Origin of the sequence: Tessaracoccus sp. MC1865, from assembly GCF_017815535.1 — a bacterium.
In the GTDB taxonomy this organism is placed as follows: Bacteria; Actinomycetota; Actinomycetes; order Propionibacteriales; family Propionibacteriaceae; genus Arachnia.
Genome location: NZ_CP072596.1, coordinates 1447181 through 1473574 on the forward strand (window position 1 = coordinate 1447181; position 26394 = coordinate 1473574).

The following is a 26394-nucleotide window of genomic DNA, read 5'->3' on the forward strand; positions in this document are numbered from 1 at the left end:
GGCCTCACAATCAGGCGTACAACCGGATACGGAGCACCCACATGCAAGAAGCCAAGTTGGTGGCTGTCATCGAGCCAATCCTCGTGCAGCACGGGTTGGAGCTCGACAGCCTCGATGTCACCCGTATGGGCAAGCGCTCCGTGCTCCGGCTCACGGTCGATGGCGAAGGCCCCCAGGGTCGCGGCCCGCTTCTCGACGACATCGCCTCCGCGTCGCGCGCCATCTCAGACGCGCTGGACGAGAGCCCGGTGGTGGGGGACCACCCGTTCACCCTCGAGGTGTCTTCGCGCGGCGTGAGCAAGCCGCTGACGGAGGCGAAACACTTCCGCCGCAACACCGGGCGCCTGGTGCAGTTGTGGCTGGCCGACGGCGAGATCGTCGGCCGTATCGTCGGCGCCGATGAGCAGGGCGTCACGCTCGACGTCGACGGCTCCGAGCGCACGGTGGCTCTCACTGACATCAACAAGGCAGTCGTCCAGGTGGAAATGAACCGCCCGGTGGACGGCGAAGAGGATGAGGAGAACTGACATGGATGTCGATCTGGCTTCACTGACACTCATTGAGCGCGAGCGTGGGATCGATCGCGAGTATCTGCTCAAGACGCTCGAGGACGCGCTCCTCAACGCGTACAGCAAAACCCCCAACGCACTGCGCGGCGTGAAGGTCGAGATCAACCGGAAGACGGGCAAGGCCGCCGTGCTGGCCCCCGAATTCAATGACGACGACGAGATCATCGGCTACTTCGACGACACGCCGGAGGACTTCGGCCGCATCGCCGCCGCGACCGCCCGACAGGTGATCTTCCAGCGGATCCGCGAGGCGGAGGACGAGCAGAAGTTCGGTCACTTCTCGGCCACCGAGGGCGATGTCATCGTCGGCGTCGTGCAGCAGGACCGCGACTCCAAGGCTGTCCGCGTGCTGATCAGCAAGGGTGACCAGGACAAGTTCGAGGCGCTCATGCCGCTGGCCGAGCAGGTTCCGGGTGAGGACTACAGCCACGGCCGCAGGCTGCGCGTCTACGTGGTGAGCGTCCGACGCGAACTCCGCGGCCCGCAGGTGATCGTCTCGCGCACCCACCCGCACCTGGTCCGCAAGTTGTTCGCGCTCGAGGTGCCGGAACTGGGGCAGGGCGTCGTCGAGATCTGCGAGGTCGCCCGCGAAGCCGGTCACCGCACCAAGATCGCCGTGCGGTCGCTGGACCCCAACGTGTCCGCCAAGGGCGCGTTCATCGGCCCCATGGGCCAGCGGGTCCGCGCCGTGACGAACGAGTTGGGGGAGGAGAAGATCGACATCGTCGACTACTCCGACGACCCCACCGAGTTCGTGGCCGCCGCGCTCTCGCCCGCGAAGGTGCTGTCGGTGACGGTGGTCGACGAGCAGGCCAGGGCCTGCCGGGCGATCGTGCCCGACTACCAGTTGTCGCTGGCCATCGGCCGTGAGGGTCAGAACGCCCGCCTCGCGGCGCGTCTCACCGGCTGGCGCATCGACATCCAGCCGGACGTCACCGCCTGACCCATCGCTCCTCCCTCGTGGGGGAACAGCCCCGGCCCCTGGCTGAGAGATTCTCAGAGTTCTTTTGGAATCCTCTCAGGCAGGGGTTAGTCTGTTCTCGCTGGGAATCCAGCGATCCCCGATCAGAGGACTGTTCGAACAGATGGCGAAGAAGATCTGGACCCCGGTCATCGCAGGCGTCAGCGCCTTGGCACTCGTCGGTGGCGTGGGCGTTGCCAGCGCGCTGGACAAGGACGACGTCACCATGGTGGTCGACGGCGTGGCCAAGACCATCGCGGTCCGCGAGAACACGGTCGCGAAGGTCCTCGAGCTCGAGGGCATCGAGCCCGGGCCCCACGACGTCGTCCTGCCGGCGCTGGAGACCACCGTCGTCGACGGCCTCGAGATCAGCATCGCCTACGCGCGTCCGCTCGACGTCACCATTGACGGCGAACAACGCGAGGTCTGGACCACCGCGAAAAACGTGGGGGATGCGCTGAAGATGCTGCGCCTCGACGCCGCAGATTCCAAGCTCTCCGCCTCCCGTTCCGCGGCCATCGGCCGCGAGGGCCTCTCTGTCGACATCCTCACCGCCCGTGACCTGACGGTCACCGTCGCCGGGGTTGCCCAGCCCGTGCGCCTGGCCGGCACTGTCGCCGACGCGTTGGCCGAGGTCGGCGTCACCCCGGACGCCGACGACAAGGTGACCCCCAGCCCCGAGACCGCCCTCGAAGACGGCATGAGCGTCGTGTTCGTCAGGGTCGACGTCAAGCCGTCCACCAAGAAGGTCGCGGTGGCGTTCGAGAAAACCACCACCGAATCCAGCAAGATGCTCAAGGGTGAGAAGGAAGTCACCACCAAGGGGGTCGTCGGCGAGAACCTCGAGACCTACACCAATGTCTACGAGGACGGCGTGCTGAAGTCGTCGGCGCTCGTCTCAACCGAGGTGGTCAAGGCGCCGGTGAACCAGGTGACCACCGTCGGCACCAAGGTGCCGCCCCCTCCGGCGCCGGAACCCGAGGCGGCCCCCGCTGAGAGGTCCGAGTCGGCGTCCTCGGGAGGCTCCGGCCTCGACCTGCGCCGCTCCTCCATGTGGGACACGATCGCGCGCTGCGAGTCCACCAACCGTTGGAACATCAACACCGGCAACGGCTACTACGGCGGTCTGCAGTTCAACCTGCAGACCTGGCGCAGCGTCGGCGGCACGGACTTCGCGGCCTACCCCCACCAGGCCACCCGCGAGGAGCAGATCACCGTGGCCAACCGTCTGTACGACCAGCGCGGCCTCCAGCCCTGGGGCTGCAAGCCCTGATCGTGATTCACTCACGATCTGTTCACAGCGTCCTGCCTGCTCGGTAGGGTTGAGTGTCTACGGAACCGGACCCCAACGAAAGGTAAGGCCCATGACCGAACGGACACTACCCAACCTCGACATCGTCGACGAGGAGTTCCTCGCCCAGGCGACCATCACCGCAGGGCCGTGGGTCAGCCTCCTGCTTCCCACGCAGCGCACCGGCCGCGAGACACTCGCCGCCAGGTCCCAGTACGAGAACATGCTGAAACTGGCGGAGGGCGAGCTCGCCGCGAGGGACAGGGTGGGCGAGGTGTTGCCCGCCCTGCGTGACCTCGTCGCAGACCGTGAATTCTGGCTCCACCAGTCGGACGGGCTGGCGGTGTACGCCGCACCAGGGCTGATGCGCACCTTCCGCCTGCCGCTGGCGTTGCGCGAGGAGGTCTGTGTGGGCGACCATCCCAGGCTCGCACCCCTCGTGGGTGTGCTGTCGGCGGTGGGCGGTTCCTTCGACGTGCTGGCGCTGTCCGCCAACCGTGTGCGACTGTTCGAGGGAACGCGCAATTCCATCGGGGAACTGTCGCTCGGCGAAGACACGCCGACGGCGGTCGACGAGGTCTTCATCGGCCGCGACCACCAGGTCCAGCTCCAGAGCTCCGCGCAGAGCCGCGGCGGCGACATGGCCAACTTCCACGGGCACGGTGGAGACAGGGACGTGGCCGCTGTGGACCTCGAGCGGCTCTTCCGCGACATCTCCACCGCCGTCGACGAGGTGCTGGGCCGGGGCGCCACCCGCCCGCTGGTCCTGGCCGGCGTCGCGGAACACGGCGCCACCTTCCGCTCCATCAGCGGGCGCAGGAACATCGTCGACGAGATGGTGACCGGCAACCCGGACAGGTTGAGCGCCCAGGAACTGCACGAACGGGCCTGGCCCATCGCGGAGCGCGCGTTGCGCGAGGACGACGCCCAGTTGGCTGACCGCTACAACGAACTGGTGGGTACGGGCAGAGCCTCCGAGGACCTGGCCAGCATCGCCACCGCCGCGCAGGAGGGCAGGGTGGACACTCTGCTGCTCCGCCGCCCGAGTGCGGCGCCGGACGGGCAGCCCCGCCTGGTCGTCGATGAAGTGGATGTCGTGATCGCGCACACCTTGCGCAATTCGGGGTCCCTGGCGGTCAGCGAGGATCCGGCGGCACCCCCGGTGCGGGCCATTTTCAGATACTGAGAGGGCCCCGTGAACGGCGCTTTGGAGTGATACCGGCAGGCAAGTAGCATTGCTCCTTCCATGACTGTCGACTCTGAGTCCACTCCGCGTTCACCTGCTGAACGTTGGCCATGGGGACGGTTGGCCGTCCTCATGGCTCCGTTCGCGGTGCTCGGGGTCTGGCTGAAGGTGGTTCGGATCGACCGGTTCTACCCCAGCGCCGGGCTCGCGGAGAGGGCGACGAAATTGTCCTCCGATGTCGCGTTCGGCCTCTTCTGGTGTGTGCTGTGGGCCGTCGCACTCCTGTACCTCCGCCGGCCCCGGCTGCGCTCCGCCGCCGTCGTGCTGGCCCAGGTGCTCACCGCGGCCATCGGCGTCTTCATGGTCGTCAACCACTCCTATGCCCTGCGCACCGGAAACCCCCTGACGCCGGCCCAGATCGCGCTGGCGGTCCGTGAGGCCGAGGCCCTCTCTGGGCTCCTCGGATCGCAGGTCGACGCCACGTTCATCGGACTCCTGGTCGGCGTCGTGCTGTGGTCTCTGGTCGCCCCGCTGCTCCTGGGGAAGGTGTTCGCGCGCCTCTTCAAGGGCGAGGCCACCCCCGTCACCCGACGGGTGGGCCTGGCCGGCGCGGTGCTGCTGCTCATCGCCGCGACGTGGACGGCGCCAACCGCGTCGGCCTCGTTCGCGCTGTCCCCGGCTGTGCAGTTGGCCGTCTCACCCATCAAGCAGGCGGCCGCCTACCCGGAGGCCTTAGCCTCAGGGGCGCCCCTGGGTGATCCCGCGAGCACCCGGTTGGTGCCACGGCCGGGGGAGCGGCACCGCAACGTGGTGGTCATCACCCTCGAATCCCAGCGGGCCACCTCCGCCCTGCCGGAGACACGCCAGCCGGTGACCCCGGTGCTCGACGCCCTCGCTGAGCAGAGTGTGCGTCCGGAGCGGGGCTACACCGTCCTGCCCCACACGTCGAAGTCGTTGGTCTCCATCCACTGTGGAATGGCGCCACCGCCGGACAACCGCAACACCGAGGCCGACGAGGGCGGGCTGCCGCAGCGCTGCCTGCCTGAACTGCTGGCCGATGAGGGCTACAACACCGCCTTCTTCCAGTCGGCCACGGAACACTTCGAGCGGCGCCGCGGCACCGCTGCGAACCTGGGCTTCCAGAAGTTCACCCCGGTGGACGGGATGGACAAGACCGGCTTCAGCAAGGCCAACTACTTCGGCTACGAGGACGACATCATGCTGGAGCCGGTGCGCCGCTGGCTCACGAGGCAGGACGGGCCGTTCATGCTGGGCATGCTGACGGTGACCGCGCACCACGACTACAACGTGCCGGGCTACGAACTGATCGACTTCGTGGACCGCCCGCTGATGAACAAGTACCTCAACGCCGTGCACCTGCAGGACCGCTTCGTCGGCCACGTGATCGACCTCTTCAAGGAACTTGGACTCTACGAGGACACGGTGTTCGTGATCTCCGGTGACCACGGCGAAGGCTTCGGCGAGCACCAGCTCTACCAGCACGACAACACCATCTACGAAGAGGGCATCCGGGTGCCCATGCTGGTGCACGACCCCCGTCGGGCGCCGGAACTGATCGAAGGGCCGGCCAACCAGCTCGCCCTGATGCCCACCGCCGTCGACGCGCTTGGCTTCGACCTGGTCAGTGACGTCGAGTACCGGCCCTCGTTGTACAGCGGGGAGTCGCAGGGGCCGGTCATCGTGAGCTGCTGGGTCCGGGGGCGCTGCACCGCGGTGCTCGACGGCGACCGCAAGCTGATCCACCACTTCGGGGATCGCCGCGACGAGGTGTTCAACGTCGCCGAGGACCCGGGGGAACTCACCGATCTGGTGACCCAGACCGATGCCGACTGGATGGAGCGCGGCCGTGAGTTGGCCGTGGGCTGGTACCTCGACGTCGAACGCTGGTACGCGCCGGAGGAGTGACCTCCGGCGCACCCGGGCAGCGGGTCAGCGACGGGGGCCGCCGTGACCATGGACCCCGACGATCCCGGCGTCGATGGCCTTCTGGACGGCGTCGGCCTCAGACTGCGTCAGCTCGCCGTCGGTGACGGCCTTGTCCACCACCTCCTTGTCCTCGGCGGCCCGCACGGCCTGGCGTTCCTCGCGCAGCTCGGTGAGGGCTTCGGTGACGCTCGCCTCCTCCAAGCCCAGTTCTTCGGCCAGCGCCTTCGCGAACGCGGCCTGGTGTTCGGCGCGCAGCGCATCGCGCTCTTCCTGCGTGTCCGGCATGGTGGCGGGTTCGGACGGCCGGGCTGCGTCCCTGGCTGTGGCCATCGCTTCGGCGAGATCGGACTCGTCAACCCCGAGCTTCTCTGCGAGCGCCGACACATCCATGCCCGGCATGCCGCTGCGGTGCTCTCCGCCGAGCCTGCCGCGCCCCTCCATGCCCCACCCCTGCGCCTGCGGCGATGGCTGGGTGCTCTCGGTGGCAGAGGTGCTGGGAGAGGCGCTGGGCTCAGTCGTCTCAGCATTGGCCAGCGTTGCTGCGCCGAGGCCGAGTCCCGCAGCCATCGCTGCTGCGGACACTCCGGCAATGATCTTGTTCATGGGAGGCTTCCTTCCGGTGGGTCGGGCGGTGCTGCCCGACACCCCCAGCTTCGTGAGCGCTCCTGTGGGGTGCCTGTGCCGCGGCTGGGTGGCCGCTGCGAACTTGGCTAGTCTGGCGGGGTGAATCCTCAACGCACCTGCATCGGGTGCCGCGCAGTCGACGATCAGACGACGTTGGTCCGGCTCGTCAGGCAGGGCGTCACCGTCGTCGACGGCACCTCGCCCCGCCTTCCCGGTCGGGGTGCCTACGTCCATTCCCACTGCCTGGAGCTCGCCGAGCGACGCCACGCCATCCGTCGCGCGTTCGGGCCGGGGGCCCAACTTGACCCCGCCGCACGCTCCGCAATCCTCCGGAGTGGAAGCTGACGGTCAGGCAGGTTATGATGGTGGGCGGCCTGCGCTGTGCGCGGCCACATCGTTCAAACGCCCGGAAGGGCTACAACCAGAAGGTGGGCTGGAAGCTCATGACCACTCGATGAGAACCCAACGATGACCAAACACAACTAGGTCCGCGCCTTGGAGGTCGGGCCGCTTGAAGGAGAGTAGTGGCAAAGCCTCGCGTCCACGAGATCGCCAAGGAAATAGGTAAGACCAGTAAGGAACTGTTGTCCTGGCTGGGTGAAAACGGAGAATACGTCCGTGGCCCGTCCTCGACGTTGGAAGCACCAGTCGTGCGCCGCGTCCGGGAAGCATTCACCGCCAAGACCGATGCGCCTGCGCAACCCAAGCAGTCCCGTCCCGCACCGAAGGCAGCGGCTCCGGCCCCCGTCGTCGAGACACACCCTGACACTCCGGTGGCCACCCCTGGCGCACCGGACACGTCGGCCCCCGCCGTCGACGAGGCGCCCCAGGCGTCCGCACGGCCCCAGGCCGGCCCGCGCCCGGGCCCCAAGCCGCCCGCGGCTGCCCCCAAGCCGCCCGCAGCGGCCCCCAGGCCTGCTGCACCCGCAGCGCCTTCCGCTCCGGCAGCACCTTCAGCACCGGCCGCACCCGCGGCTTCCGCTGCTCCCGCTCCCGCTGCTCCCAAGCGCCCGGCCGCTCCGGCTGCGCCGTCCGCCCGTCCTTCGGGCCCGGCTCCCAAGCCCGGCGCTCCCGGCCCGCGTCCCCAGGCGCCTTCGCCCGGCCCGCGCAAGCCCGGCGCACCCCGTCCGGGGAACAACCCCTTCGCCCCGTCCCAGGGCATGGGCACCCAGCAGCGTCGCGGCCCCCGTCCTGACGGCGCTCCGCGTCGTGAGGGTGGCGCGCCCCGTCCGGGCGGCACCGGCGGTCTCCCGTCGGGTGTCCCACGTCCCGGTGGCACGGGCGGTCTGCCCGGCGTACCGCGGCCGAATCCCGCGATGATGCCCAAGCAGGCCAACCCGGCGCTCGGCCGCACAGGCGGCCGCGGTCGCCCGGCCGGTGGCCCCGGCGGTGGTCGTGGGCGTCCCGGCGCTGGTGCACCGGGTCGTCCCGGTGGCGCCGGCGGTGCGCCCGCCTTCGGTTCGGGCCCCATGGGCGGTGGCCCCGGTGGTGGCCGTGGCGGCGGCGCAGGCCGTGGCCGTGGCGGCACACAGGGTGCCTTCGGTCGTGGCGGCGGTGGCGCAGGTCGCCGTCGCAAGTCCAGGAAGCAGCGTAGGCAAGAGTTCGATCAGATGGAGGCGCCGGCAATTGGCGGCGTGCGCGTCCGGAAGGGCGACGGCCAGACCGTTCGCCTGCGCCGTGGCGCGTCCCTGACGGACCTCGCCGAGAAGATTGGCGTGGACGCGGCGTCGCTCGTACAGGTGCTGTTCCACCTGGGCGAGATGGTCACCGCAACGCAGTCGGTCTCAGATGACACCCTCGAGGTGTTGGGCGCTGAGCTCGATTACAACATCGAGGTCGTCTCGCCCGAGGACGAGGACCGCGAACTGCTCGAGAGCTTCGATCTCGAGTTCGGTGAGGATCTCGGCGACGAGGACGACCTGGCGGCCCGCCCGCCGGTCGTGACCGTCATGGGCCACGTGGACCACGGTAAGACGCGCCTGCTGGACGCGCTGCGGCACTCCAATGTCGTCGCCGGCGAAGCGGGTGGCATCACCCAGGCCATCGGCGCCTACCAGGTCGAGACCGGTGTCGACGGCGCTGATCGCAAGATCACGTTCATCGACACCCCGGGCCACGAGGCGTTCACCGCCATGCGTGCCCGCGGCGCGAAGTCCACGGACATCGCGGTGCTCGTCGTGGCAGCTGACGACGGCGTGATGCCGCAGACCATCGAGGCGTTGAACCACGCCCAGGCTGCGGACGTCCCGATCGTGGTCGCGGTCAACAAGATCGACAAGGAGTCGGCGGACCCCGTACGTGTGCGTGGCCAGCTCTCCGAGTTCGGCCTGGTGCCTGAGGAGTACGGCGGCGACACCCAGTTCGTCGACGTGTCCGCGGCCACCATGCAGGGCCTGCCGGAACTGCTGGAGGCCATCGTGCTGACGGCAGACGCCGCGCTGGACCTCCGGGCCAACCCGGACATGCCGGCACAGGGTGTGGCCATCGAAGCGCACCTCGACAAGGGTCGCGGTCCCGTGGCCACCGTCCTGGTGCACCGCGGCACGCTCCGCATCGGCGACTCGATCGTGGCCGGCTCGGCCCACGGCCGCGTCCGCGCCCTGATCAACGACCAGGGCGAGACGATGACCGAAGCCCCGCCGTCGATGCCCGTCCAGGTGCTCGGCCTGACGTCGGTGCCCGGCGCCGGCGACAACTTCCTGGTTGTCGACGACGACCGCATGGCCCGCCAGATCGCTGACAAGCGTGAGGCCCGCATGCGCGCCGCCCAGCAGGCCAAGTCCGGCCGTCGCAAGACGCTGGACCAGCTGTTCGAGCAGCTCGAGAGGGGCGAGACGCAGGAACTGCTGCTCATCCTCAAGGGCGACGGCGCAGGTTCCGTCGAAGCGCTGGAAGATGCGCTCAGCGGGATCGAGGTCGGCGAGGAGGTGTCGCTGCGCGTCATCGACCGCGGTGTCGGTGCCATCACCGAGACCAACGTGTCGCTGGCCGCCGCGTCCAAGGCCGTCATCATCGGCTTCAACGTGCGGCCCACGCCGCACGCGGCCCAGATGGCGGATCGCGAGAACGTCGACATCCGCTTCTACTCGGTGATCTACTCGGCCATCGACGAGATCGAAGCAGCGCTCAAGGGCATGCTCAAGCCGATCTACAAGGAAGAAGTGCGTGGCCAGGCGGAGATCCGCGAGGTCTTCCGTTCGTCCAAGTTCGGCAACATCGCGGGCTGCATGGTCCTCGACGGCACCATCAAGCGCAACGCCAAGGCGCGCCTGTTGCGTGACGGCGTGGTCGTCTCCGAGACGACCGTGGCCTCGCTGCGGCGTGAGAAGGACGATGCCACCGAGGTCCGCGAAGGCTTCGAGTGCGGTATCACGTTGACGTACAGCGACATCAAGATCGGTGACGTCATCGAGACCTTCGAAATGGTCGAAGTGGAGCGTGACTGATGGTCGGACCCCGTAACGCGAAGCTCGCGGATCAGATCAAGGTCATCCTGGCCTCGACCATCGACCGCCGCGTCAAGGACCCCCGTCTGGGGTTCGTGACGATCACGGAGGTGCGGCTGACCGGCGACAACCGGGAGGCCACCGCCTTCTACACCGTCCTCGGCGACGAGGCGGACCGTGCGGGGAGCGCCGCGGCGCTGGAGTCTGCCAAGGGCATGCTCCGCTCCACGATGGGTCAGCAGCTGGGCATGAAGTTCACGCCCACGCTGGAGTTCGTCCTTGACGCCACGCCGGAAACGGCGCGGCACATCGAGGACCTGCTCGCCCAGGTCCAGGCCCACGACGCCGCAGCAGCTGCTGCGGCGGCCGGGAAGGAGTTCGCCGGTGAGGCGGACCCCTACCGGAAGCCGCGGGACGACGAAGACAACGAAGAAGAGTGAGTAACGCGCAACCGGCCGTCCCCTCGGGCCTGGTGATCATCGACAAAGAGTCGGGGCTCACCTCGCACCAGGTGGTCGGCCGGTTGCGCCGTCTTCTGGGTACCCGCAAGATCGGCCATGCCGGCACCCTGGATCCCATGGCCACCGGCGTGCTCATCCTCGGGGTCAACCGCGCCACCCGCCTGCTGGGCCATCTGGCCCTGCACGACAAGCGCTACCTGGCCACTGTGAGGCTGGGGCAGTCGTCGCACACCGATGACGCCGACGGCGACCTCACGGAGGTCGCGGACGCGTCCGCCGTCACCATCGCGCAACTCCAGGAGGCCCTGGCCCCGCTCCGTGGTGCCATCCTCCAGCGCCCCAGCGCCGTCTCCGCCATCAAGGTGGACGGCAAACGTTCCTATGCCCGCGTCCGTGCAGGAGAGGCCGTGGACCTGCCCGCCAGGCCGGTCACCGTCTCCCGCCTCGACCTGTTGGCGGTGCGGCAGGTGGGCGCCCTCCTCGACGTCGACATCGACGTGGAGTGCTCATCGGGCACCTACATCCGCGCCATCGCCCGGGACCTGGGGGAGGCGCTGGGGGTGGGCGGCCACCTCACGGCGCTGCGCCGCACCCGCATCGGCGGCTACTCGCTCGACGACGCGGTGACGCTCGGTGACGAGCCTCCCGCCCTGATGAGCATGGCGGACGCCGCCCGGCTCAGCTTCCCCGTCATCGACCTGACGGAGGAGGAGGCCACCGACGTGGGTTACGGGCGCCCCCTGCGGCGTCCCGTGCCTGCCAGCCCCACCGGCGTCATCTCCCCGTCCGGGGAACTCCTGGCGCTGTACCAGCCCGACGAAGATGGCTCCAGGCCTGTTGCGGTGTTGGTCTGAGCGTGCCAGATTTACCCAGTGTGGAGACTTCCGTGACTGAATCCGTGGTGGTGATCGGTAACTTCGACGGCGTGCATACAGGGCACCAACAGGTGCTCGCCGAAGCCGTCCGGGACGCCGACCACCCGCTCATCGTCGTGACGTTCTGGCCCCACCCCGTCACGGTCCTGCGTCCCGACAAGGCCCCCAAGCTGTTGAGCGACCTGCGCTCCCGCATCGAGCTGTTGAAGCACGCCGGCGCCCACGAGGTGCGGGTCATCCAGTTCAACGAGGAGGTGGCCAACCTGTCGCCCGCGGAGTTCGTCGACCGCTTCCTCGCACCGCTCCACCCGGTACGGATCGTCGTGGGCGCCAACTTCCGGTTCGGGCACAGGGCCGCGGGCGATGTGGAGACGCTGGCCAAGTTGGGGGCGGGCCGCTTCGAGGTTCGGCCGCTGCCGCTGTCCTCCATCGACGACGAGGTGTCGTGCTCCACCAGCATCCGCTCGCATCTTGCGGAGGGCGATGTGGCCGCTGCGGCGCAGCACCTCGGCCGGCCGTTCCGGTTCCGAGGCGTGGTGGTCGTCGGTGACCAGCGGGGGCGCGAGTTGGGTTTCCCCACCGCGAACCTCACGGTCCCGCACGACATGGCGGTGCCTGCCGACGGTGTGTATGCGGGTTGGGTGACGGTCCTGGACGAACCGGGTGCGGAGCCCATGCCGGCGGCCATCTCGGTGGGCACCAATCCCACCTTCGACGGGTCGGACCACCGGGTGGAGAGCTATGTGCTCGACCGCACGGACCTCGAGCTGTACGGCTCTGAGATCGCCGTCGATTTCGTGGCACGGTTGCGGGGGCAGGTGCGTTTCGAGGGCATCGACGCGCTCGTGCAGCAGATGGGCGCAGACGTGGAGGCCACCCGTCGAGCGCTGGCTCAGTTGCCCCAGTAGCAGATCGAGGCCCGCATCAGCGTCTCGTAGGCCGCATCGAGGTCCACGTCGTCCCCCATCAGGGAGTGGGCCAGGAGCCCGTCGAGCTCCAGCGTGACGAACCCGTGCACCGAGGACCACAGCTGGACGATGATCTCCTCGCCGCCACCGGTGAACAGTCCGGCGTCAAGGCACCGCTGCACGCAGCAGCGCAGGGGCTCGACTGCGTGGCGGGTGCGCTCCCGGATACCGTCCGGGGAGTCGCCGTGTCGTCGGCCGAACATCACTGGATACATCTGGGGGTGGGCGAGCGCCCATTTCCGGTAGGCGCATCCCATGCTCATCAGGTCTGCCAGTGGGTCATCGGTGGCCCGGACGACGGTGGAGGCCACGAAGCTCTCGATCGCACGCTCGTACACAGCGTCCAGCAGCGCGTCGCGGGAGCCGTAGAGCGAGTAGATGGCCGACGTCGAGGTGCCGGCGGACTGGGTGATGCGACGCAGGCTCAGCGCGGCTGGACCCTCGAGCCCGACGATCCGGGTCGCCTTCTCCAGAAGGACTTCAGCGAGTGCCTCGTCGTGCACCTTCGGGCGAGCCATATCCCCTTGCCAACCAATCCGTCGTAGCACCAACCTGGCGCCGGGCGCCCTTCGTCGGGGTGCGCCGGTGGCTGCCAGACTAGTTGAGGGGAGAAGTGGCCCCACAGGGGGGTCGGCCTCAGCGCATCGTCAAGGACTTCTTGTAGACGGCGTAGTGCGTGCTGGCCTCGGTGCCGTCCTCAACCTGCTGCTCGGTGTGTTCCTCCACGAACAGGTGTTCGCCTGTGGGGTGGTACTCGAGGGACACGTAGAGGGGCACGGCCTTCTCGTTGTTCGGGTCCACCGCGAGGTACACGGCCTCGTAGCCGGCTTTCCGGGCCTGGTCCTCGAGCCACTCGCTCAGGGCCCGGCCGGCGCCGCGCCGACGGGCGTGCGGGTAGACCCACATGTTGCGCAGCTCAGGGGCGATCTCTTCGGACTTGAGGTCCAGGACGGCGGTACCGAGCAGCTTGTCTTCCTCCACAGCGACGGCGAAGAGCAGGTTGCCGGCTTCCTGCGCCTGGAAGAGTTCATCCACAAGACCGAGGTCAGGCCGGGCCTGGTGCTCACGCAGGTACTCCAGGTCAGCGGCTTCAACGCGGCGTACGGTGATGGCCATGAGGGCTCCTTTGCGAACGTGGTCTGCCCCCACCCTAGCGCGACAACGGGCGGCGCACCGGGCCTGACTGCGTTAGCGGGGGGACGCACAATTAGTGTCCCACGGTGGAGCGGTGCTAAGGTAGCTCGGTTGCCGTAGATCGGCCACGGCCTAGTAAGAGCCCCGAACGCACCCGCAGCTGGGGCGCCGTGCAGCGAACCGGAAGGAGTCCCATATGGACGCCGAAACGAAGAAGAACATCATCGAAGAGTACGCGACCACGCCTGGCGACACCGGTTCGCCCGACGTGCAGATCGCCCTGCTGACGAAGCGGATCGCTCACCTCACCGAGCACCTCAAGCTCCACAAGGGTGACCACCACAGCCGTCGTGGCCTGTTGCTGATGGTTGGCCAGCGCCGCCGTCTGCTGAACTACGTGGCCAAGCAGGACGTCGAGCACTACCGTGCGCTGATCGCACGCCTCGGCCTGCGTCGCTGATTTCACCAGAAGGGCCGCCAAGCTATCGGCTTGGCGGCCCTTCTGCTTTCTCCGGGCTAGAAGCGCACCTTGTCGACCACGTGGGTGGGATGCCCGAAGCGGTGGTGCGTGATCGACACGGCCTGCTCCCGCACGTAGGGCAGGAGGGCGAGCCGGCCAGGGAGCATCGGGTCGCCGTCGAAGGCGGTGACGTCGATGGATCCGCGCACTGCCGTGAGCAGGCTGCGGGCACCGAGGAAGCGGACCCGCCCGCGGACCGCCCGGTCGAAGTCGTCCGCAGCCTGGGTCCCGTACGCGAAGCCAGCCTCCGACAACACCCTCACCAGGGTCTCCTCCGGCGCCGTGGCGAAGGAGAAGCGGGCCGGTGCCCCGGCGGCCAGGGCGGCCGAGGCCTCCCGGAGCACCGACGTCGCATCGGCTGTCTCCACGCGCACCGTGACAGGCGTGGGGAGGTAGCGCAGCACGTTGATCTCGACGGCGAGCGCCGACGGGTCGTGCGGCACCCCGAAGACCGTGCGGGCCGCCTCCTCGTCGGAGGCGACAGCCGCTGTCAGCCGGGCTATGTCGACCCCGTGGACAGTCTCCGCCCCGCGGAGCAGCCGTGCCAGGGGAGGGGTGGACACCGTGGTGTCGGTGGGGCGGTGGTCGACGGCGACCGCCCGGTGGGTGCCGAAGCCCGTGAGGTAGTTAGGGCCACCCGCCTTGCCGCCCGCACCCACGGCCGAGCGCTTCCAGCCGCCGAACGGCTGGCGGCGGACGACCGCGCCGGTGATCGAGCGGTTCACGTAGGCGTTGCCGGCCTGCACCCGCTCCACCCACCGCGCGACCTCATCCGGGTCCAGGCTGTGCAGGCCGGCCGTCAGGCCGAAATCGGTGCCGTTCTGCCACGCGATGGCCTCGTCGAGGTCCTGGGCGGCCATCAGCCCCAGGATGGGGCCGAAGTACTCCACCTGGTGGTACTCGCTGCCGGGCAGCACGCCGGCGCGGATGCCCGGGCGCCACAGGCGGGTGTCCAGCCGCTTGGGTTCGAGCAGCCACCGCTGGCCGGGCTCCAGGCGCGTCAGGCCCCTCAGGAGTTTCTCGCCAGGGGGTTCGGTGAGCGGCCCCATCTGCGCTGGGGGGGCGGTCGGCCAGGCCACCTTCAGGGACCGCACCGCGTCGAGCAACTGGCTCCGGAAACGCCTCGAGCGCGCCACGGAGCCCACGAGGATGCCCAGGGACGCCGCTGAGCACTTCTGCCCCGCATGTCCGAAGGCGGAGTTCGCGAGGTCTGCCACGGCCAGATCCAGGTCCGCCGACGGCGTGACGATGATGGCGTTCTTGCCGGACGTCTCGGCCAGCAGGGGGAGGGCGGGGCGCCAGGAACGGAACAACTCTGCCGTCTCGGCGGCGCCGGTGAGCACCACGAGGTCGACCCGGGGATCCGTGATGAGGAGCTTGCTGACCAGCCCGTCGCCGACGATGGCCAGCTGCACCAGGTCCTCCGGGAGGCCGGCGCGCCAGCAGGCCTCGGCGAGCAGCGCTGCGGTGCGCCGCGCCGGGGGAGCGGGCTTGAGGACGACGGCCGAGCCGACGGCCAGCGCGGTCGCGACACCACCCAGCGGGATCGCGATGGGGAAGTTCCAGGGCGGGGCGACCGTCGTGAGCCGGGGTGGGACGTGCTCGGTGCCCGGGACGGATTCCTGGGCCAGCGACGCGTAGTAGTTGGCGAAGTCCACCGCCTCGGAGACCTCCACGTCGGCCTGGTCGATGAGCTTGCCCACCTCGTCGCCGGCCACGGTGATGAGGTCGCCGCGCAGGGATTCCAGTTCGACGGCCAGTCGGTGGAGTGCGGCCACCCGGTCGGACGGCGGCGTCCGGAACCAGGCCATCCCGGCCTTCCTGCCACGTTCCAACAGCGCGTCGACCTCGGCGACCTCGGTGATCGTGTGGTGCTGGAGGGTGCTGAGACCCAGCGAAGGGGCGGGTAGCCGGTCGTGGAGCTCGGCGGCCCAGCGCTGATTCTCCAGCAGCGCGGGGTTGGTGTCCTGCGCGTTGGTGAAGCCGCGACCCGGAGCGTGGCGGTCCTGGCCCGCCCAGCGCTGCGGAACGGGGTCGTCGAGGTGACCGAGGGCGGTGCGGAACCGCCGTTCCTCCAGGTCGAGGAAGGCCGCGTCGTGGCCGAGGCCGACGGCGCCCGACATGAAGTTCTCAGGCGCCGCGTTCTCTTCGAGCCTGCGCACCAGATAGGCGATGGCGGAGTCGTACTCGGCGCGAGGTACCACAGGGACGTAGAGCCGCAGCCTGCCGACGTCGCTCAACAGCACCCGCTGGAGTGGGGTGGCCATGCCGGAGAGCATCTCGATGTCCAGCGCGTCGGTGACGCGGCGTGCCTTGGCGATCTCCCAGGCCGCGGCGAGGGTGTAGACGTTGTGGCTGGCCGCCCCGGTGTGGAGGTGCGCTGCGCGCTCCGGCGTCAGGCAGAAGTCCAGCGCGCGCAGATAGCTCGCGTCGGTCTCCTCCTTCGAACCCCAGATGGGGTTGTCCCAGCCCCGCACCTCGGCGTTGACCCGCTCCATGGCGAGGTTGGCGCCCTTCACGAGGCGGACCTTCACCGGATGACCGCCCGCCGCGACGTGTCCGCGGGCGAACTGGTCGAGCTCGCCGAGCAGCAGCAGCGACTCCCTGAGGTAGGTCTGCACCGCGACACCCGCTCGGACACCCCGCAGCCCGGGTTCGGACAGGAGGGCGCGGAACACGTCGAGCGTCAGATGGAGGTCCCGGTACTCCTCCATGTCGAGGTTCACGAACGTGTCGTGCTCCTTCGCCAGGGAGAAGAGCGGCCGCAGCCGGTGGACGGCCTCGTCGACGGTGGCGCGGTGGGCGAAGGGCGCGTGCGGGCCGAGCACGGAAGACACTTTGATGGAGACGTAGTCGACGTCGTCGCGCTCGACCAGTTCCATCGTGCGGCGGAGCCTGCTGGCCGCGTGGCGCTCACCCAGCACCGCCTCGCCCAGCAGGTTGACGTTGAGATCCGCGCCGCCTCTGCGGAGGCGCGCCAGTGCAGGCCCGAGGGATCTGCCGAAGTCCACGACGAGGTCGCCCACCACGGCGGTGAACGCGCGTCGCACCACCCCCAGCGCGGGGCGGGCCACGGGGGCCACCGACCGCAGGCCCAGCCGCAGCGGCGGGGGGAGGAAACGGGCGGGGCGGCGGGCCAGTGCCGCCAGATTGCCGGCAGCGACGGCGGTGTCCTCCGGCCGCAGCACGCCGTCGACGAAGTCCAGGGTGAAACGCAGACCGCCCGGATCCTTCAGCGCGTCCCCCAGCAGGGTGGCGGCTCGTGGTTCGGGGTGGTGGCGGGCCTCATCCGCCCACCGGCGCGCGGTGGAAACGGCCGCCTCGACAACGGTGGCCGGCAACTCAGGTGACATGCCTCATTGTTTCAAGGGCCCGTCGCAGCCGCGCCGAATCCGCCTATCTCGTGCCTGACGGCTAAGCTGTGCGGTGACAACTTCATAACAATGAAAAACAAGTTGCCGCCCAGCCAGGTGTCCGTCTGGTCCTCGGTAGTGGCTCTCGGGTGTTCTACCCCCGCGGGCCTCGATCGAAGACCGGCAGGCGCGGTGGGCAGATCCCGCCACGAGGGCGGGGCGGCAGCTCACATGAAAGGAGCCTGTCCGTGGAAGGACCAGGCATTGAATTTGCTGAGGCCGTGATTGACAACGGTTCTTTCGGCAAGCACACAGTTCGTTTCGAGGCCGGTTATCTGGCCCAGCAGGCCGATGGCTCGGCCGCCGTCTACCTCGACGGCGACACCATGTTGCTGTCGGCGACCACCGCACAGAAGACCCCCCGCGACGCCATCGACTTCTTCCCCCTCACGGTGGACGTCGAGGAGCGCATGTACGCAGCCGGCCGCATCCCCGGTTCGTTCTTCCGCCGCGAAGGACGCCCCGGTGAGGGCGCCATCCTGGCCTGTCGCCTGATCGACCGGCCGCTGCGCCCCGCCTTCGTCAAGGGGCTGCGCAACGAGGTCCAGGTCGTCGTGACCGTGCTGTCCCTCAACCCCGACGTCATGTACGACGTCGTGGCCATCAACGCCGCGTCGATGTCCACCCAGATCGCGGGCCTGCCGTTCTCCGGCCCCATCGGTGGCGTCCGCGTCGCACTCATCGACGACCAGTGGGTGGCATTCCCCACCGTCGAGCAGGTCAACAAGTCCGCCTTCCAGATGGTCGTGGCCGGCCGCGTGCTGGCCGACGGCGACGTGGCCATCATGATGGTCGAGGCCGGCGGCACCGAGGCGACCTGGGAGCTCGTGCGTGCGGGCAAGACCGCCCCGAACGAGGAGATCGTCGGGCAGGGCCTCGAAGCGGCCAAGCCGTTCATCAAGGCACTGTGCGACGCCCAGTCGGAGCTCGCCGCGAAGATGCCCAAGGAAACCTACGACTTCCCGGTCTTCCGTGACCACGAGGAAGACGTGTACGCCGCCGTCGAGGAGCTCGCCAAGGACCGCGTGGCCGAGGCCATGCAGATCGCCGGCAAGCAGGAGCGCGACGACGCCACCCACGCCATCCGTCAGGATGTGCAGGAGCAGCTCGCCGAGCGCTTCGCCGACCGTATGAACGAGGTCTCCGCGGCCCTCAAGGCGCTCACCAAGAGCGTCGTGCGCCACCGCACCCTCACGGAGCACGTCCGCATCGACGGCCGTGGCCCCAGCGACATCCGTACGCTGTCGGCCGAGGTCGAGGTCATCCCGCGCGTGCACGGCTCGGCGCTGTTCCAGCGCGGCGAGACCCAGATCCTTGGTGTCTCCACGCTGAACATGCTGGACATGGTGCAGAAGATCGACACGCTCTCGCCGGAGTCGACCAAGCGCTACATGCACAACTACAACTTCCCGCCGTACTCCACCGGTGAGACCGGCCGCGTGGGTTCGCCCAAGCGTCGCGAGATCGGCCACGGCGCCCTGGCTGAGCGTGCGCTCATCCCGGTGCTGCCCACCCGCTCCGAGTTCCCCTACGCCATCCGTCAGGTGTCGGAAGCCCTCGGCTCCAACGGCTCCACGTCGATGGGTTCCGTCTGCGCCTCCACCCTGTCGCTGCTGAACGCCGGCGTGCCCCTCAAGGCCCCCGTCGCCGGTATCGCGATGGGCCTGATGAGCGAAGAGGTCGACGGCGAGACCAAGTACGTCGCGCTGACCGACATCCTGGGGGCGGAGGACGCACTCGGCGACATGGACTTCAAGGTGGCCGGCACGCGTGACTTCGTCACCGCGCTCCAGCTCGACACCAAGCTCAACGGCATCCCCGCCATCGAGCTGCAGAAGGCCCTCCTGCAGGCCCGCGACGCCCGCCACACGCTCCTCGACGTCATGAGCGAGGCCATCGACGTGCCGGACGAGATGAGCCCCTACGCACCGCGGATCATCTCGCTGCGGATCCCCGTGGACAAGATCGGTGAGGTCATCGGCCCCAAGGGCAAGATCATCAACCAGATCCAGGAGGAGACCGGCGCCAACATCGCAATCGAAGATGACGGCACCGTGTACGTGGGCGCGACCACGGGCGAAGCGGCTGAGGCCGCTGTTGCCCACATCAACCAGATCGCCAACCCGCACCTGCCGGAGAAGGGTGAGCGCTACCTTGGCACCGTCGTGAAGCTCACCTCGTTCGGCGCGTTCGTGTCCCTGATGCCGGGCAAGGACGGCCTGCTGCACATCTCGAAGCTGCGCGCCCTTGCCGGTGGCAAGCGCGTCGAGGACGTCGAAGACGTGCTGTCGGTCGGCCAGAAGCTGCAGGTCGAGATCTCCGAGATCGACGACCGCGGCAAGCTGTCCCTGGTTCCGGTTGTCGAAGACAACGAGGCCGAGGAAGCAGCCGGCGAAGAGAACTGATCAGTAACCACCCTGATTGACGGGGGCGGGTCCGGTAACGGGCCCGCCCCTTCGTCGTCCATCGGTCGGCCGGTTGGTGGCGCGGACAAATCCTCTGCTTGGATGGTCCTGACAGCCCCTGAGTGAGAGGTCATCATGCGAGAGATCCGAGTCGGAATCTTCGGCGTCAGCGGAAAAATGGGTAGCGAGGTCGTGCGTGCGGTCAACCGGGCGGACGACATGGCGACGTCCGGCGGCGTCGACATCAATGAGGACCGCAGCCAGGTCGGACGGGCGGAGGTCGTCGTCGACTTCACCCACCCGGACGCGGTCATGGACAACATCCGTTGGTGTCTGGAGCGCGACATCAACATGGTCATCGGCACCACCGGGTTCACGGAGGAGCGGGTGGCCGAGGTGCGGGCACTGGCCGAGGCGCACCCCGGCGTGGGCGTCCTCATCGCCTCCAACTTCTCCATCGGCGCCGTGCTGATGATGAAGTTCGCCGCGATCGCCGCGCCGTTCTACCCCTCGGTGGAGATCGTCGAGCTGCACCATCCGAACAAGGCCGACGCCCCGTCGGGCACCGCCACCACGACGGCGCACCGCATCGCCCGCGCCCGCGCAGAGGCGGGCCTCGGGCCGGTTCCAGACGCCACCGTGCACGACTCCGGGGCACGGGGCGCCGTGGTCGACGGCATCCACATCCACGGCGTGCGCCTGCAGGGCCTGGTGGCCCACCAGGAGGTGTTGCTGGGTGAGACAGGAGAGACGCTCACGATCCGTCACGACTCGTTCGAGCGGGTCTCGTTCATGCCGGGCGTGCTCGAGGGCATCCGCTACGTGATGGACAACCCGGGCCTCACCCTGGAGATGGACACGGTCCTCGGCCTCTGATCAGCCGGCGTCGGAGATGTCGGTGTGGAACCGCAGCAGCTTGATCGCCGTTGCCTCGTCCTCACCGACACCGACGCGCTGGTGGGCCCCATCGGGTGCCCAGCCGCAGCTGTTCAGGAATTGGCGCAGGGAGTCGTCGGCAGACGGCACCCACATGGTGGCCACCTGGTAGCCGTCCTTGCGCAGCGTGTCGACGGCGGCGTTGATCAGCCGCGACCCGTGGCCCTGGCCCCGGTGCTTCGGGTCCACCACGAACTCAGCGATGTAGCCGTCCGACACGTCGCGGTCCGGATCACCCGAGGGGCCCGTGACGGCGAATCCGACGACCCCTGCCTCCGCGATGGCCACCAGTACCCGCAGGTGTGCCAGCGGCGGCTTGACGATCGCCTCGTGCCAGGCCCGGGTGGCTTCATCCGCGCTCACCTCGCCCGCCGCGGCCGACAGGACCCCGCCGTCGGTCCAGGCGCGCCGCTGGATGCGGGCGATGTCGACGGCTTCCTGGGGGAGTGCGAGGCGCACGGTGTCGATGGCAGACATGCGTGCCATCTTATGGGCTGCCGGCGTCGGCGCATCCACAGGTGTGGTCGGGCCCACGGTGGGTGAAGTAGTGTTGGGGACCATGACTGAAGTGAAGACGCCACCGAAACTTGCCCCTGGCACCTTGCGGGTGATCCCTCTCGGCGGGTTGGGTGACGTCGGCCGCAACATGACGGCCTTCGAAATCGATGGCCAGATCGCGATCGTCGACTGCGGGGTGCTGTTCCCCGAGGACGACCACCCGGGCGTCGACCTGATCCTCCCGGGCCTCGACTACCTCACCGACAGGCTCGACGACATCGTGGCGCTCGTGCTGACGCACGGACACGAGGACCACATCGGCGCCGTGCCCTACCTCCTCAAGCGCCGCAACGACATCCCCGTGTACGGCTCCAAGCTGACGCTGGCCTTCCTGGCCGCCAAGCTCCGCGAGCACCGCATCCGCGAGTTCGAACTCGACGCCGTGGAGGAGGGGGAGATCATCGAGATCGGCAACTACGAATTCGAGTTCCTCGCCGTCAACCATTCCATCCCCGACGCCCTCGCCGTGGCCATCCGCACCAAGGGCGGCACCGTCCTGCACACGGGCGACTTCAAGATGGACCAGCTGCCGCTCGACGGGCGGATCACGGATCTGCGCGGCTTCGCGCGTCTGGGGGAGGAGGGCGTGGACCTCTTCCTGGTGGACTCCACCAACGCCGAGACCCCCGGTTTCACCACCCACGAGAAGGACATCGAGCCCGCCATGCAGCGCGTGTTCGAGGGTGCGAAGGGCAAGCTGATCGTGGCGAGCTTCGCCTCGCACGTCCACCGCATCCAGCAGGTGATGAACATGGCCGTCAAGCACGGCCGCAAGGTCGTCTACGTCGGACGCTCGATGGTGCGCAACATGTCGACGGCGCGGGACCTGGGCTACCTCACGGTCCCGGCCGGCACGCTGATCGAGATGAAGGACATCGACAAGTACCCCGCAGACAAGGTGGTCATCGTCTCCACCGGCTCACAGGGCGAACCGCTCGCGGCGCTCAGCCGGATCGCTAACCGCGACCACCCCGTCGTCGAGGTGGGCCCCGGAGACACGGTGCTGTTGGCCAGCTCCCTGATCCCGGGCAACGAGAACTCCGTCTACCGCGTGATCAACGGCCTGGCCAAGCTCGGCGCCAACGTGGTGCACAAGGGTAACGCGATGGTGCACGTCTCCGGCCATGCGTCGGCTGGCGAACTGCTCTACTGCTACAACATCATCCGCCCGCGCAACGTGATGCCCGTCCACGGCGAGGTGCGCCACCTCATCGCCAACGGCAAGTTGGCCGAATCCACGGGCGTGCCGAGCAGCAACGTGCTCGTCATCGGCGACGGCGACGTCGTCGACCTGAAGAACGGCGTGGCGAAGAAGGTCGGCTCGGTCGACGCCAGCTACATCTTCGTCGACGGAGCCACCGTGGGCGACATCTCGGAATCGATCATGGACCGTCGCATCCTCGGCGAGGAGGGCTTCGTGTCCGTCATCGCCGTGGTGGACCTGCACAACGGCACCGTCGTCTCCGGCCCGGAGATCCAGTTCCGGGGCCTCGCAGAGGACGCCAGCGCGTTCGACGAGGCCAGGACGCGGGTCGAGGAGGCACTTCGGGACGCCATGCGCGACGGAGTCAACGACACGCAGCGCCTCCAGCAGGTGACCCGTCGGGCGCTGGGCCAGTGGGTCTCGCGACGCCTGCGTCGCCGCCCCATGATCGTGCCCGTGGTCGTCACCACGTAGCAGCACACGAACCCGGTTTGACCCGGATCGGATGGACCGCGTAGAGTGGTCCATCGGTGCTTTGCCCCCTGGGTCATTCCGGGTTGGGCACCCGAGAAACTCATTTGAAATCCAAGAAGGTAGGTCAGTCGTGTACGCGATCGTGCGCAACGGTGGACGTCAGCACAAGGTTGCTGTTGGCGACGTCCTGGACATCGACCTGGTGTCCGAAGAGGTCGGCGGTACCGTCACCCTGCAGCCGCTGCTGCTGGTTGACGGCGACAAGATCACCTCTGACGCCAAGAAGCTCGGCAAGGTGTCCGTCACCGCCGAGGTTCTCGGTATGACCAAGGGTCCGAAGATCCGGATCATGAAGTACAAGAACAAGACCGGTTACAAGAAGCGCCAGGGTCACCGTCAGCGGTACACCCAGGTCAAAGTCACCGACATCAAGGCCTGAGGAGACTAGAGATGGCACATAAGAAAGGCGCGTCCTCGACGCACAACGGCCGCGACTCGAACGCTCAGCGTCTCGGCGTGAAGCGCTACGGCGGCCAGCTCGTCGGAGCCGGCGAGATCATCGTCCGCCAGCGCGGCACCCACTTCCACCCGGGCGACGGCGTCGGCCGCGGTGGCGACGACACCCTGTTCGCCCTTGTCGAGGGCCAGGTGGAGTTCGGTGTGAAGCGCGGTCGCCGCGTCGTCAACATCGTCACCGTCTGATCAGGTAAAACACTTCGAGAACGGCCCTCCGGGGCCGTTCTTGCTATTTTCGGAAGAACCGGTATTCAGTTCCGGCAGATTGGAGCCCATCGTGGCTATTCCCTCATTCGTCGACCGCGTCAAGTTCACCGTGCAGGCCGGCAACGGCGGGCACGGTTGCGCCTCTGTGCACCGTGAGAAGTTCAAGCCCCTCGGTGGCCCGGACGGCGGCAACGGTGGCGACGGCGGCTCTGTCATCTTCCGGGTGGACGACTCCATGTCGACGCTGGTGGACTACCACCGGCAGTCCCTGCGCAAGGCGAACAACGGTGAGCCGGGCAGGGGAGACAACCAGCACGGCGCGAAGGCCGGCGACATCATCCTCGACGTGCCCAGCGGGACCATCGTCACCGACGCGGACACCGGCGAGGTGCTGGCAGACCTGACGGAGCCCGGCGCCGAGTTCGTCGTGGCCCAAGGCGGCCGGGGTGGCCTCGGCAACGCTGCGCTGGCCACCGCTACGCGCAAGGCCCCCGGCTTCGCGCTGCTCGGTGAGGAGGGCGAGGGCCGCCAGGTCCAGCTCGAGCTCAAGGTGGTGGCCGACGTCGGCCTGGTCGGGTTCCCCTCGGCCGGCAAGTCGTCGCTGATCGCCGCCATTTCGCGGGCGCGGCCCAAGATCGCCGACTACCCGTTCACGACGCTGGTGCCCAACCTCGGCGTGGTCGTGGCCGGCGACGTGACCTACACCGTCGCCGACGTGCCGGGCCTCATCGAGGGCGCCTCGGAGGGGCGGGGCCTCGGCTTCGACTTCCTGCGCCACATCGAGCGCTGCCAGGCCATGGTCCACGTCATCGACCTGGGCACCTATGAGCCCGGCCGCGACCCGATCTCCGACCTGGAGGTCATCGAGGCCGAGCTCGCCGCCCATGGCGGGCTCGAGGACCGCGTGCGGCTCATCGCGCTGAACAAGATGGACCTCCCGGACGCCCCTGATCTGGCGGAGATCTCGCGTCCCGAGCTCGAGAAGCTCGGGATGCCCATCTTCGAGATCTCCACCAAGACGGGCGAAGGGCTCAATGAGCTGAAGTACCGGATGGCGGAGATCGTCGCCGCACGCCGGGCCTCGTTGCCGGAGGCCGCCGCGCCGAAGACCGTGCTGCGTCCCGAGCCCGTGGCGCGCAGGCGTGGCCCCATCGAGGAGTTCACCATCGCCAAGAAGGGCGACGGCGAGGGCGGCTTCGTCTGGCGCGTGCGCGGCGAGAAGCCCGAGCGCTGGATCCGGCAGACGGACTTCAACAATGCGGAAGCGGTGGGCTACCTCGCAGACAGGCTCAACCGCATCGGCGTGGAGAACAAGCTGCTGGAGATGGGCGCCGAGGCCGGCGACGCCGTGGCGATCGGTGGCGGCGACAACCCCGTCGTGTTCGACTTTGCGCCGCAGATCGACATCGGCGCGGAGAACCTCGGCCGTCGTGGCGAGGACATCCGCCTGGATTCGGAACGGCCCTCGGTCATGAAGCGCCGGCGTCTCGATGCGGAGTACCATGCCGCGAAGGCGAGCGTGGATTACGCCGTCACCGGCATGGACTCCGAGGGCGAGGATGACGAGTAGGACAGCGGTCTCCCAGGCGAAGCGTGTCGTCGTCAAGGTCGGGTCGTCATCGCTGACCCTCCCCGACGGCCATCTCGACCACGACCGCATCGCGCGGCTCGCGGACTCGCTCTCCGCACTGCACCACCGGGGCGTCCGGGTGGTGCTGGTCACCTCTGGTGCAATCGCGGCCGCCCTTGCGCCCTTGGGGCTGCGCCGCCGGCCGCGGGATCTTGAAACCCAGCAGGCTGCCGCCGCCGTCGGGATGGGCCTGCTCATCCGGCACTACTCCGACGCGTTCGCCGAGCACGGCGTCAACGTGGCGCAGCTGCTGCTGACAGTCGAGGACGTCCTGCGCCCCAAGACCTACCGCAACGCGCTGAACACCATTTCGCGGCTGTTCCGCCTCGACGTGGTGCCGATCATCAACGAGAACGACACCGTCGCCACCCACGAGATCCGCTTCGGCGACAACGACAGGCTCGCCGCCCTCGTCGCCCACCTCGTGCGCGCCGACGCGCTGGTCCTGCTGAGCGACGTCGACGGCCTGTACACCGCGCACCCGGACACCCCCGGGGCGGAGAAGATCACAGTCGTCGAGGACATCGCGGACCTGAATGTCGACACCTCCCGGCTCGGTTCGCGGGTGGGCACCGGCGGCATGCAGACGAAACTCCAGGCGGCGGACATCGCGACGCAGGCCGGGGTCAGCGTCGTGCTGGGCCACGCCGACGACCTGGAGGAGGCGCTCGCCGGCGCCGAGGTGGGTACCTACTTCCCGGCCCGCCGGAAGCGCCGTCCGCGCCGCCTGCTGTGGCTGGCGTTCGCCGCGGAGCCCAGGGGCTGGCTGCACATCGACGCCGGGGCCAGGCGGGCACTTCTCGCCACAAAGGCGTCGCTGTTGCCCGCGGGCATTCGTGAGGTGAAGGGCACGTTCGCCGAGGGCGAGCCGGTGGAGATCATCGGCCCGGACAACGAACCGCTCGGCCGGGGTTTCGCCGGCTATTCGAGCGCGCAGCTGCAGGCCGAGGCCGGGCACTCCAGCAGCGAGGCCGGGCACACCCGGCAGCGCCCCGCCGTCCACCGTGACGTGATGATGCTGAACGACTGAACCCCCGGGTTTGTCAGGCCGATTGGTCTAGTTCGGCGC

Annotated in this window: 23 protein-coding genes; 18 read left to right on the top strand and 5 right to left on the bottom strand. The window is 68.7% G+C overall.

What is annotated here, in order from left to right; all coding sequences use genetic code 11:
- Positions 1-41: 41 nt before the first annotated feature.
- From rimP to J7D54_RS06660, 5 genes are all read left to right on the top strand, one after another.
- Complete coding sequence (gene rimP / locus J7D54_RS06640; RefSeq protein ID WP_182764813.1) at positions 42-527, top strand: ribosome maturation factor RimP; 486 nt, start codon at positions 42-44, stop codon at positions 525-527.
- Position 528: 1 nt separating this feature from the next.
- The gene (nusA, locus tag J7D54_RS06645; RefSeq protein WP_182764812.1) at positions 529-1512 is read left to right on the top strand and encodes a transcription termination factor NusA; all 984 of its coding nucleotides are present in this window, start codon (positions 529-531) and stop codon (positions 1510-1512) included.
- Between the two features lie 142 nt (positions 1513-1654).
- Entirely contained in the window at positions 1655-2803 is a 1149-nt protein-coding gene (locus tag J7D54_RS06650) for a resuscitation-promoting factor (protein WP_182764811.1), read from the top strand.
- Positions 2804-2894: 91 nt separating this feature from the next.
- Positions 2895-4007: a hypothetical protein gene (locus tag J7D54_RS06655; protein ID WP_182764810.1), complete on the top strand. Its 1113-nt coding sequence runs from the start codon at positions 2895-2897 to the stop codon at positions 4005-4007.
- A 60-nt stretch (positions 4008-4067) separates the two neighbouring features.
- Complete coding sequence (locus tag J7D54_RS06660) at positions 4068-5933, top strand: LTA synthase family protein (protein WP_182764809.1); 1866 nt, start codon at positions 4068-4070, stop codon at positions 5931-5933.
- A gap of 24 nt (positions 5934-5957) precedes the next feature.
- On the opposite strand, the gene J7D54_RS06665 is transcribed toward J7D54_RS06660, so the two are convergent.
- Entirely contained in the window at positions 5958-6557 is a 600-nt protein-coding gene (locus tag J7D54_RS06665) for a hypothetical protein (protein ID WP_182764808.1), read from the bottom strand.
- 120 nt (positions 6558-6677) lie between these two features.
- Between J7D54_RS06665 and J7D54_RS06670 the strand changes: the two genes are divergently transcribed.
- The 5 genes from J7D54_RS06670 (at position 6678) to J7D54_RS06690 (ending at position 12268) form a co-directional block, all read left to right on the top strand.
- Complete coding sequence (locus J7D54_RS06670) at positions 6678-6923, top strand: YlxR family protein (protein WP_182764807.1); 246 nt, start codon at positions 6678-6680, stop codon at positions 6921-6923.
- A 179-nt stretch (positions 6924-7102) separates the two neighbouring features.
- On the top strand, positions 7103-10024 hold the full coding sequence (gene infB / locus J7D54_RS06675; RefSeq protein ID WP_182764806.1) for a translation initiation factor IF-2: 2922 nt from the start codon (positions 7103-7105) through the stop codon (positions 10022-10024).
- Positions 10024-10464, top strand: a complete 441-nt coding sequence (gene rbfA, locus J7D54_RS06680; protein WP_076059256.1) for a 30S ribosome-binding factor RbfA — start codon at positions 10024-10026, stop codon at positions 10462-10464. Before infB ends, rbfA begins: the two co-directional genes overlap by 1 nt.
- Positions 10461-11339, top strand: coding sequence for a tRNA pseudouridine(55) synthase TruB (gene truB, locus J7D54_RS06685; RefSeq protein WP_182764805.1), 879 nt, complete (start codon positions 10461-10463; stop codon positions 11337-11339). Before rbfA ends, truB begins: the two co-directional genes overlap by 4 nt.
- Positions 11340-11371: 32 nt before the next feature.
- Positions 11372-12268, top strand: coding sequence for a bifunctional riboflavin kinase/FAD synthetase (locus J7D54_RS06690; protein ID WP_182764804.1), 897 nt, complete (start codon positions 11372-11374; stop codon positions 12266-12268).
- On the opposite strand, the gene J7D54_RS06695 is transcribed toward J7D54_RS06690, so the two are convergent.
- Positions 12253-12846: a TetR/AcrR family transcriptional regulator gene (locus J7D54_RS06695; protein WP_182764803.1), complete on the bottom strand. Its 594-nt coding sequence runs from the start codon at positions 12844-12846 to the stop codon at positions 12253-12255. The two genes, J7D54_RS06690 and J7D54_RS06695, sit on opposite strands and share 16 nt — an antisense overlap.
- A gap of 118 nt (positions 12847-12964) precedes the next feature.
- The gene (locus J7D54_RS06700) at positions 12965-13444 is read right to left on the bottom strand and encodes a GNAT family N-acetyltransferase (RefSeq protein WP_182764802.1); all 480 of its coding nucleotides are present in this window, start codon (positions 13442-13444) and stop codon (positions 12965-12967) included.
- Positions 13445-13658: 214 nt separating this feature from the next.
- On the opposite strand from J7D54_RS06700, the gene rpsO reads away from it, so the two are divergent.
- Entirely contained in the window at positions 13659-13922 is a 264-nt protein-coding gene (gene rpsO / locus J7D54_RS06705) for a 30S ribosomal protein S15 (RefSeq protein ID WP_182764801.1), read from the top strand.
- 56 nt (positions 13923-13978) lie between these two features.
- On the opposite strand, the gene J7D54_RS06710 is transcribed toward rpsO, so the two are convergent.
- Positions 13979-17335, bottom strand: a complete 3357-nt coding sequence (locus J7D54_RS06710) for a bifunctional proline dehydrogenase/L-glutamate gamma-semialdehyde dehydrogenase (RefSeq protein ID WP_182764800.1) — start codon at positions 17333-17335, stop codon at positions 13979-13981.
- 248 nt (positions 17336-17583) lie between these two features.
- Between J7D54_RS06710 and J7D54_RS06715 the strand changes: the two genes are divergently transcribed.
- Both J7D54_RS06715 and dapB read left to right on the top strand, forming a co-directional pair.
- A complete protein-coding gene (locus J7D54_RS06715; RefSeq protein ID WP_182764799.1) occupies positions 17584-19800 on the top strand; it encodes a polyribonucleotide nucleotidyltransferase in 2217 nt (738 codons plus the stop codon).
- A 135-nt stretch (positions 19801-19935) separates the two neighbouring features.
- Positions 19936-20676 carry a 4-hydroxy-tetrahydrodipicolinate reductase gene (gene dapB, locus J7D54_RS06720; RefSeq protein ID WP_182764798.1) on the top strand — a complete coding sequence of 247 codons (741 nt, stop codon included), beginning with the start codon at positions 19936-19938 and terminating at the stop codon, positions 20674-20676.
- Here dapB and J7D54_RS06725 read toward each other — a convergent pair whose 3' ends face one another.
- Positions 20677-21213, bottom strand: a complete 537-nt coding sequence (locus tag J7D54_RS06725; RefSeq protein WP_182764797.1) for a GNAT family N-acetyltransferase — start codon at positions 21211-21213, stop codon at positions 20677-20679.
- A gap of 82 nt (positions 21214-21295) precedes the next feature.
- Between J7D54_RS06725 and J7D54_RS06730 the strand changes: the two genes are divergently transcribed.
- The 5 genes from J7D54_RS06730 (at position 21296) to proB (ending at position 26355) form a co-directional block, all read left to right on the top strand.
- Entirely contained in the window at positions 21296-22972 is a 1677-nt protein-coding gene (locus J7D54_RS06730; RefSeq protein WP_245244181.1) for a ribonuclease J, read from the top strand.
- Between the two features lie 130 nt (positions 22973-23102).
- Complete coding sequence (gene rplU, locus J7D54_RS06735; RefSeq protein WP_076059234.1) at positions 23103-23411, top strand: 50S ribosomal protein L21; 309 nt, start codon at positions 23103-23105, stop codon at positions 23409-23411.
- An 11-nt stretch (positions 23412-23422) separates the two neighbouring features.
- Positions 23423-23674: a 50S ribosomal protein L27 gene (gene rpmA / locus J7D54_RS06740; RefSeq protein ID WP_076059232.1), complete on the top strand. Its 252-nt coding sequence runs from the start codon at positions 23423-23425 to the stop codon at positions 23672-23674.
- 91 nt (positions 23675-23765) lie between these two features.
- Positions 23766-25265, top strand: coding sequence for a GTPase ObgE (gene obgE, locus J7D54_RS06745; RefSeq protein ID WP_182764795.1), 1500 nt, complete (start codon positions 23766-23768; stop codon positions 25263-25265).
- On the top strand, positions 25255-26355 hold the full coding sequence (gene proB, locus J7D54_RS06750) for a glutamate 5-kinase (RefSeq protein ID WP_182764794.1): 1101 nt from the start codon (positions 25255-25257) through the stop codon (positions 26353-26355). The genes obgE and proB overlap by 11 nt, the downstream gene beginning before the upstream one ends.
- Positions 26356-26394: the final 39 nt, after the last annotated feature.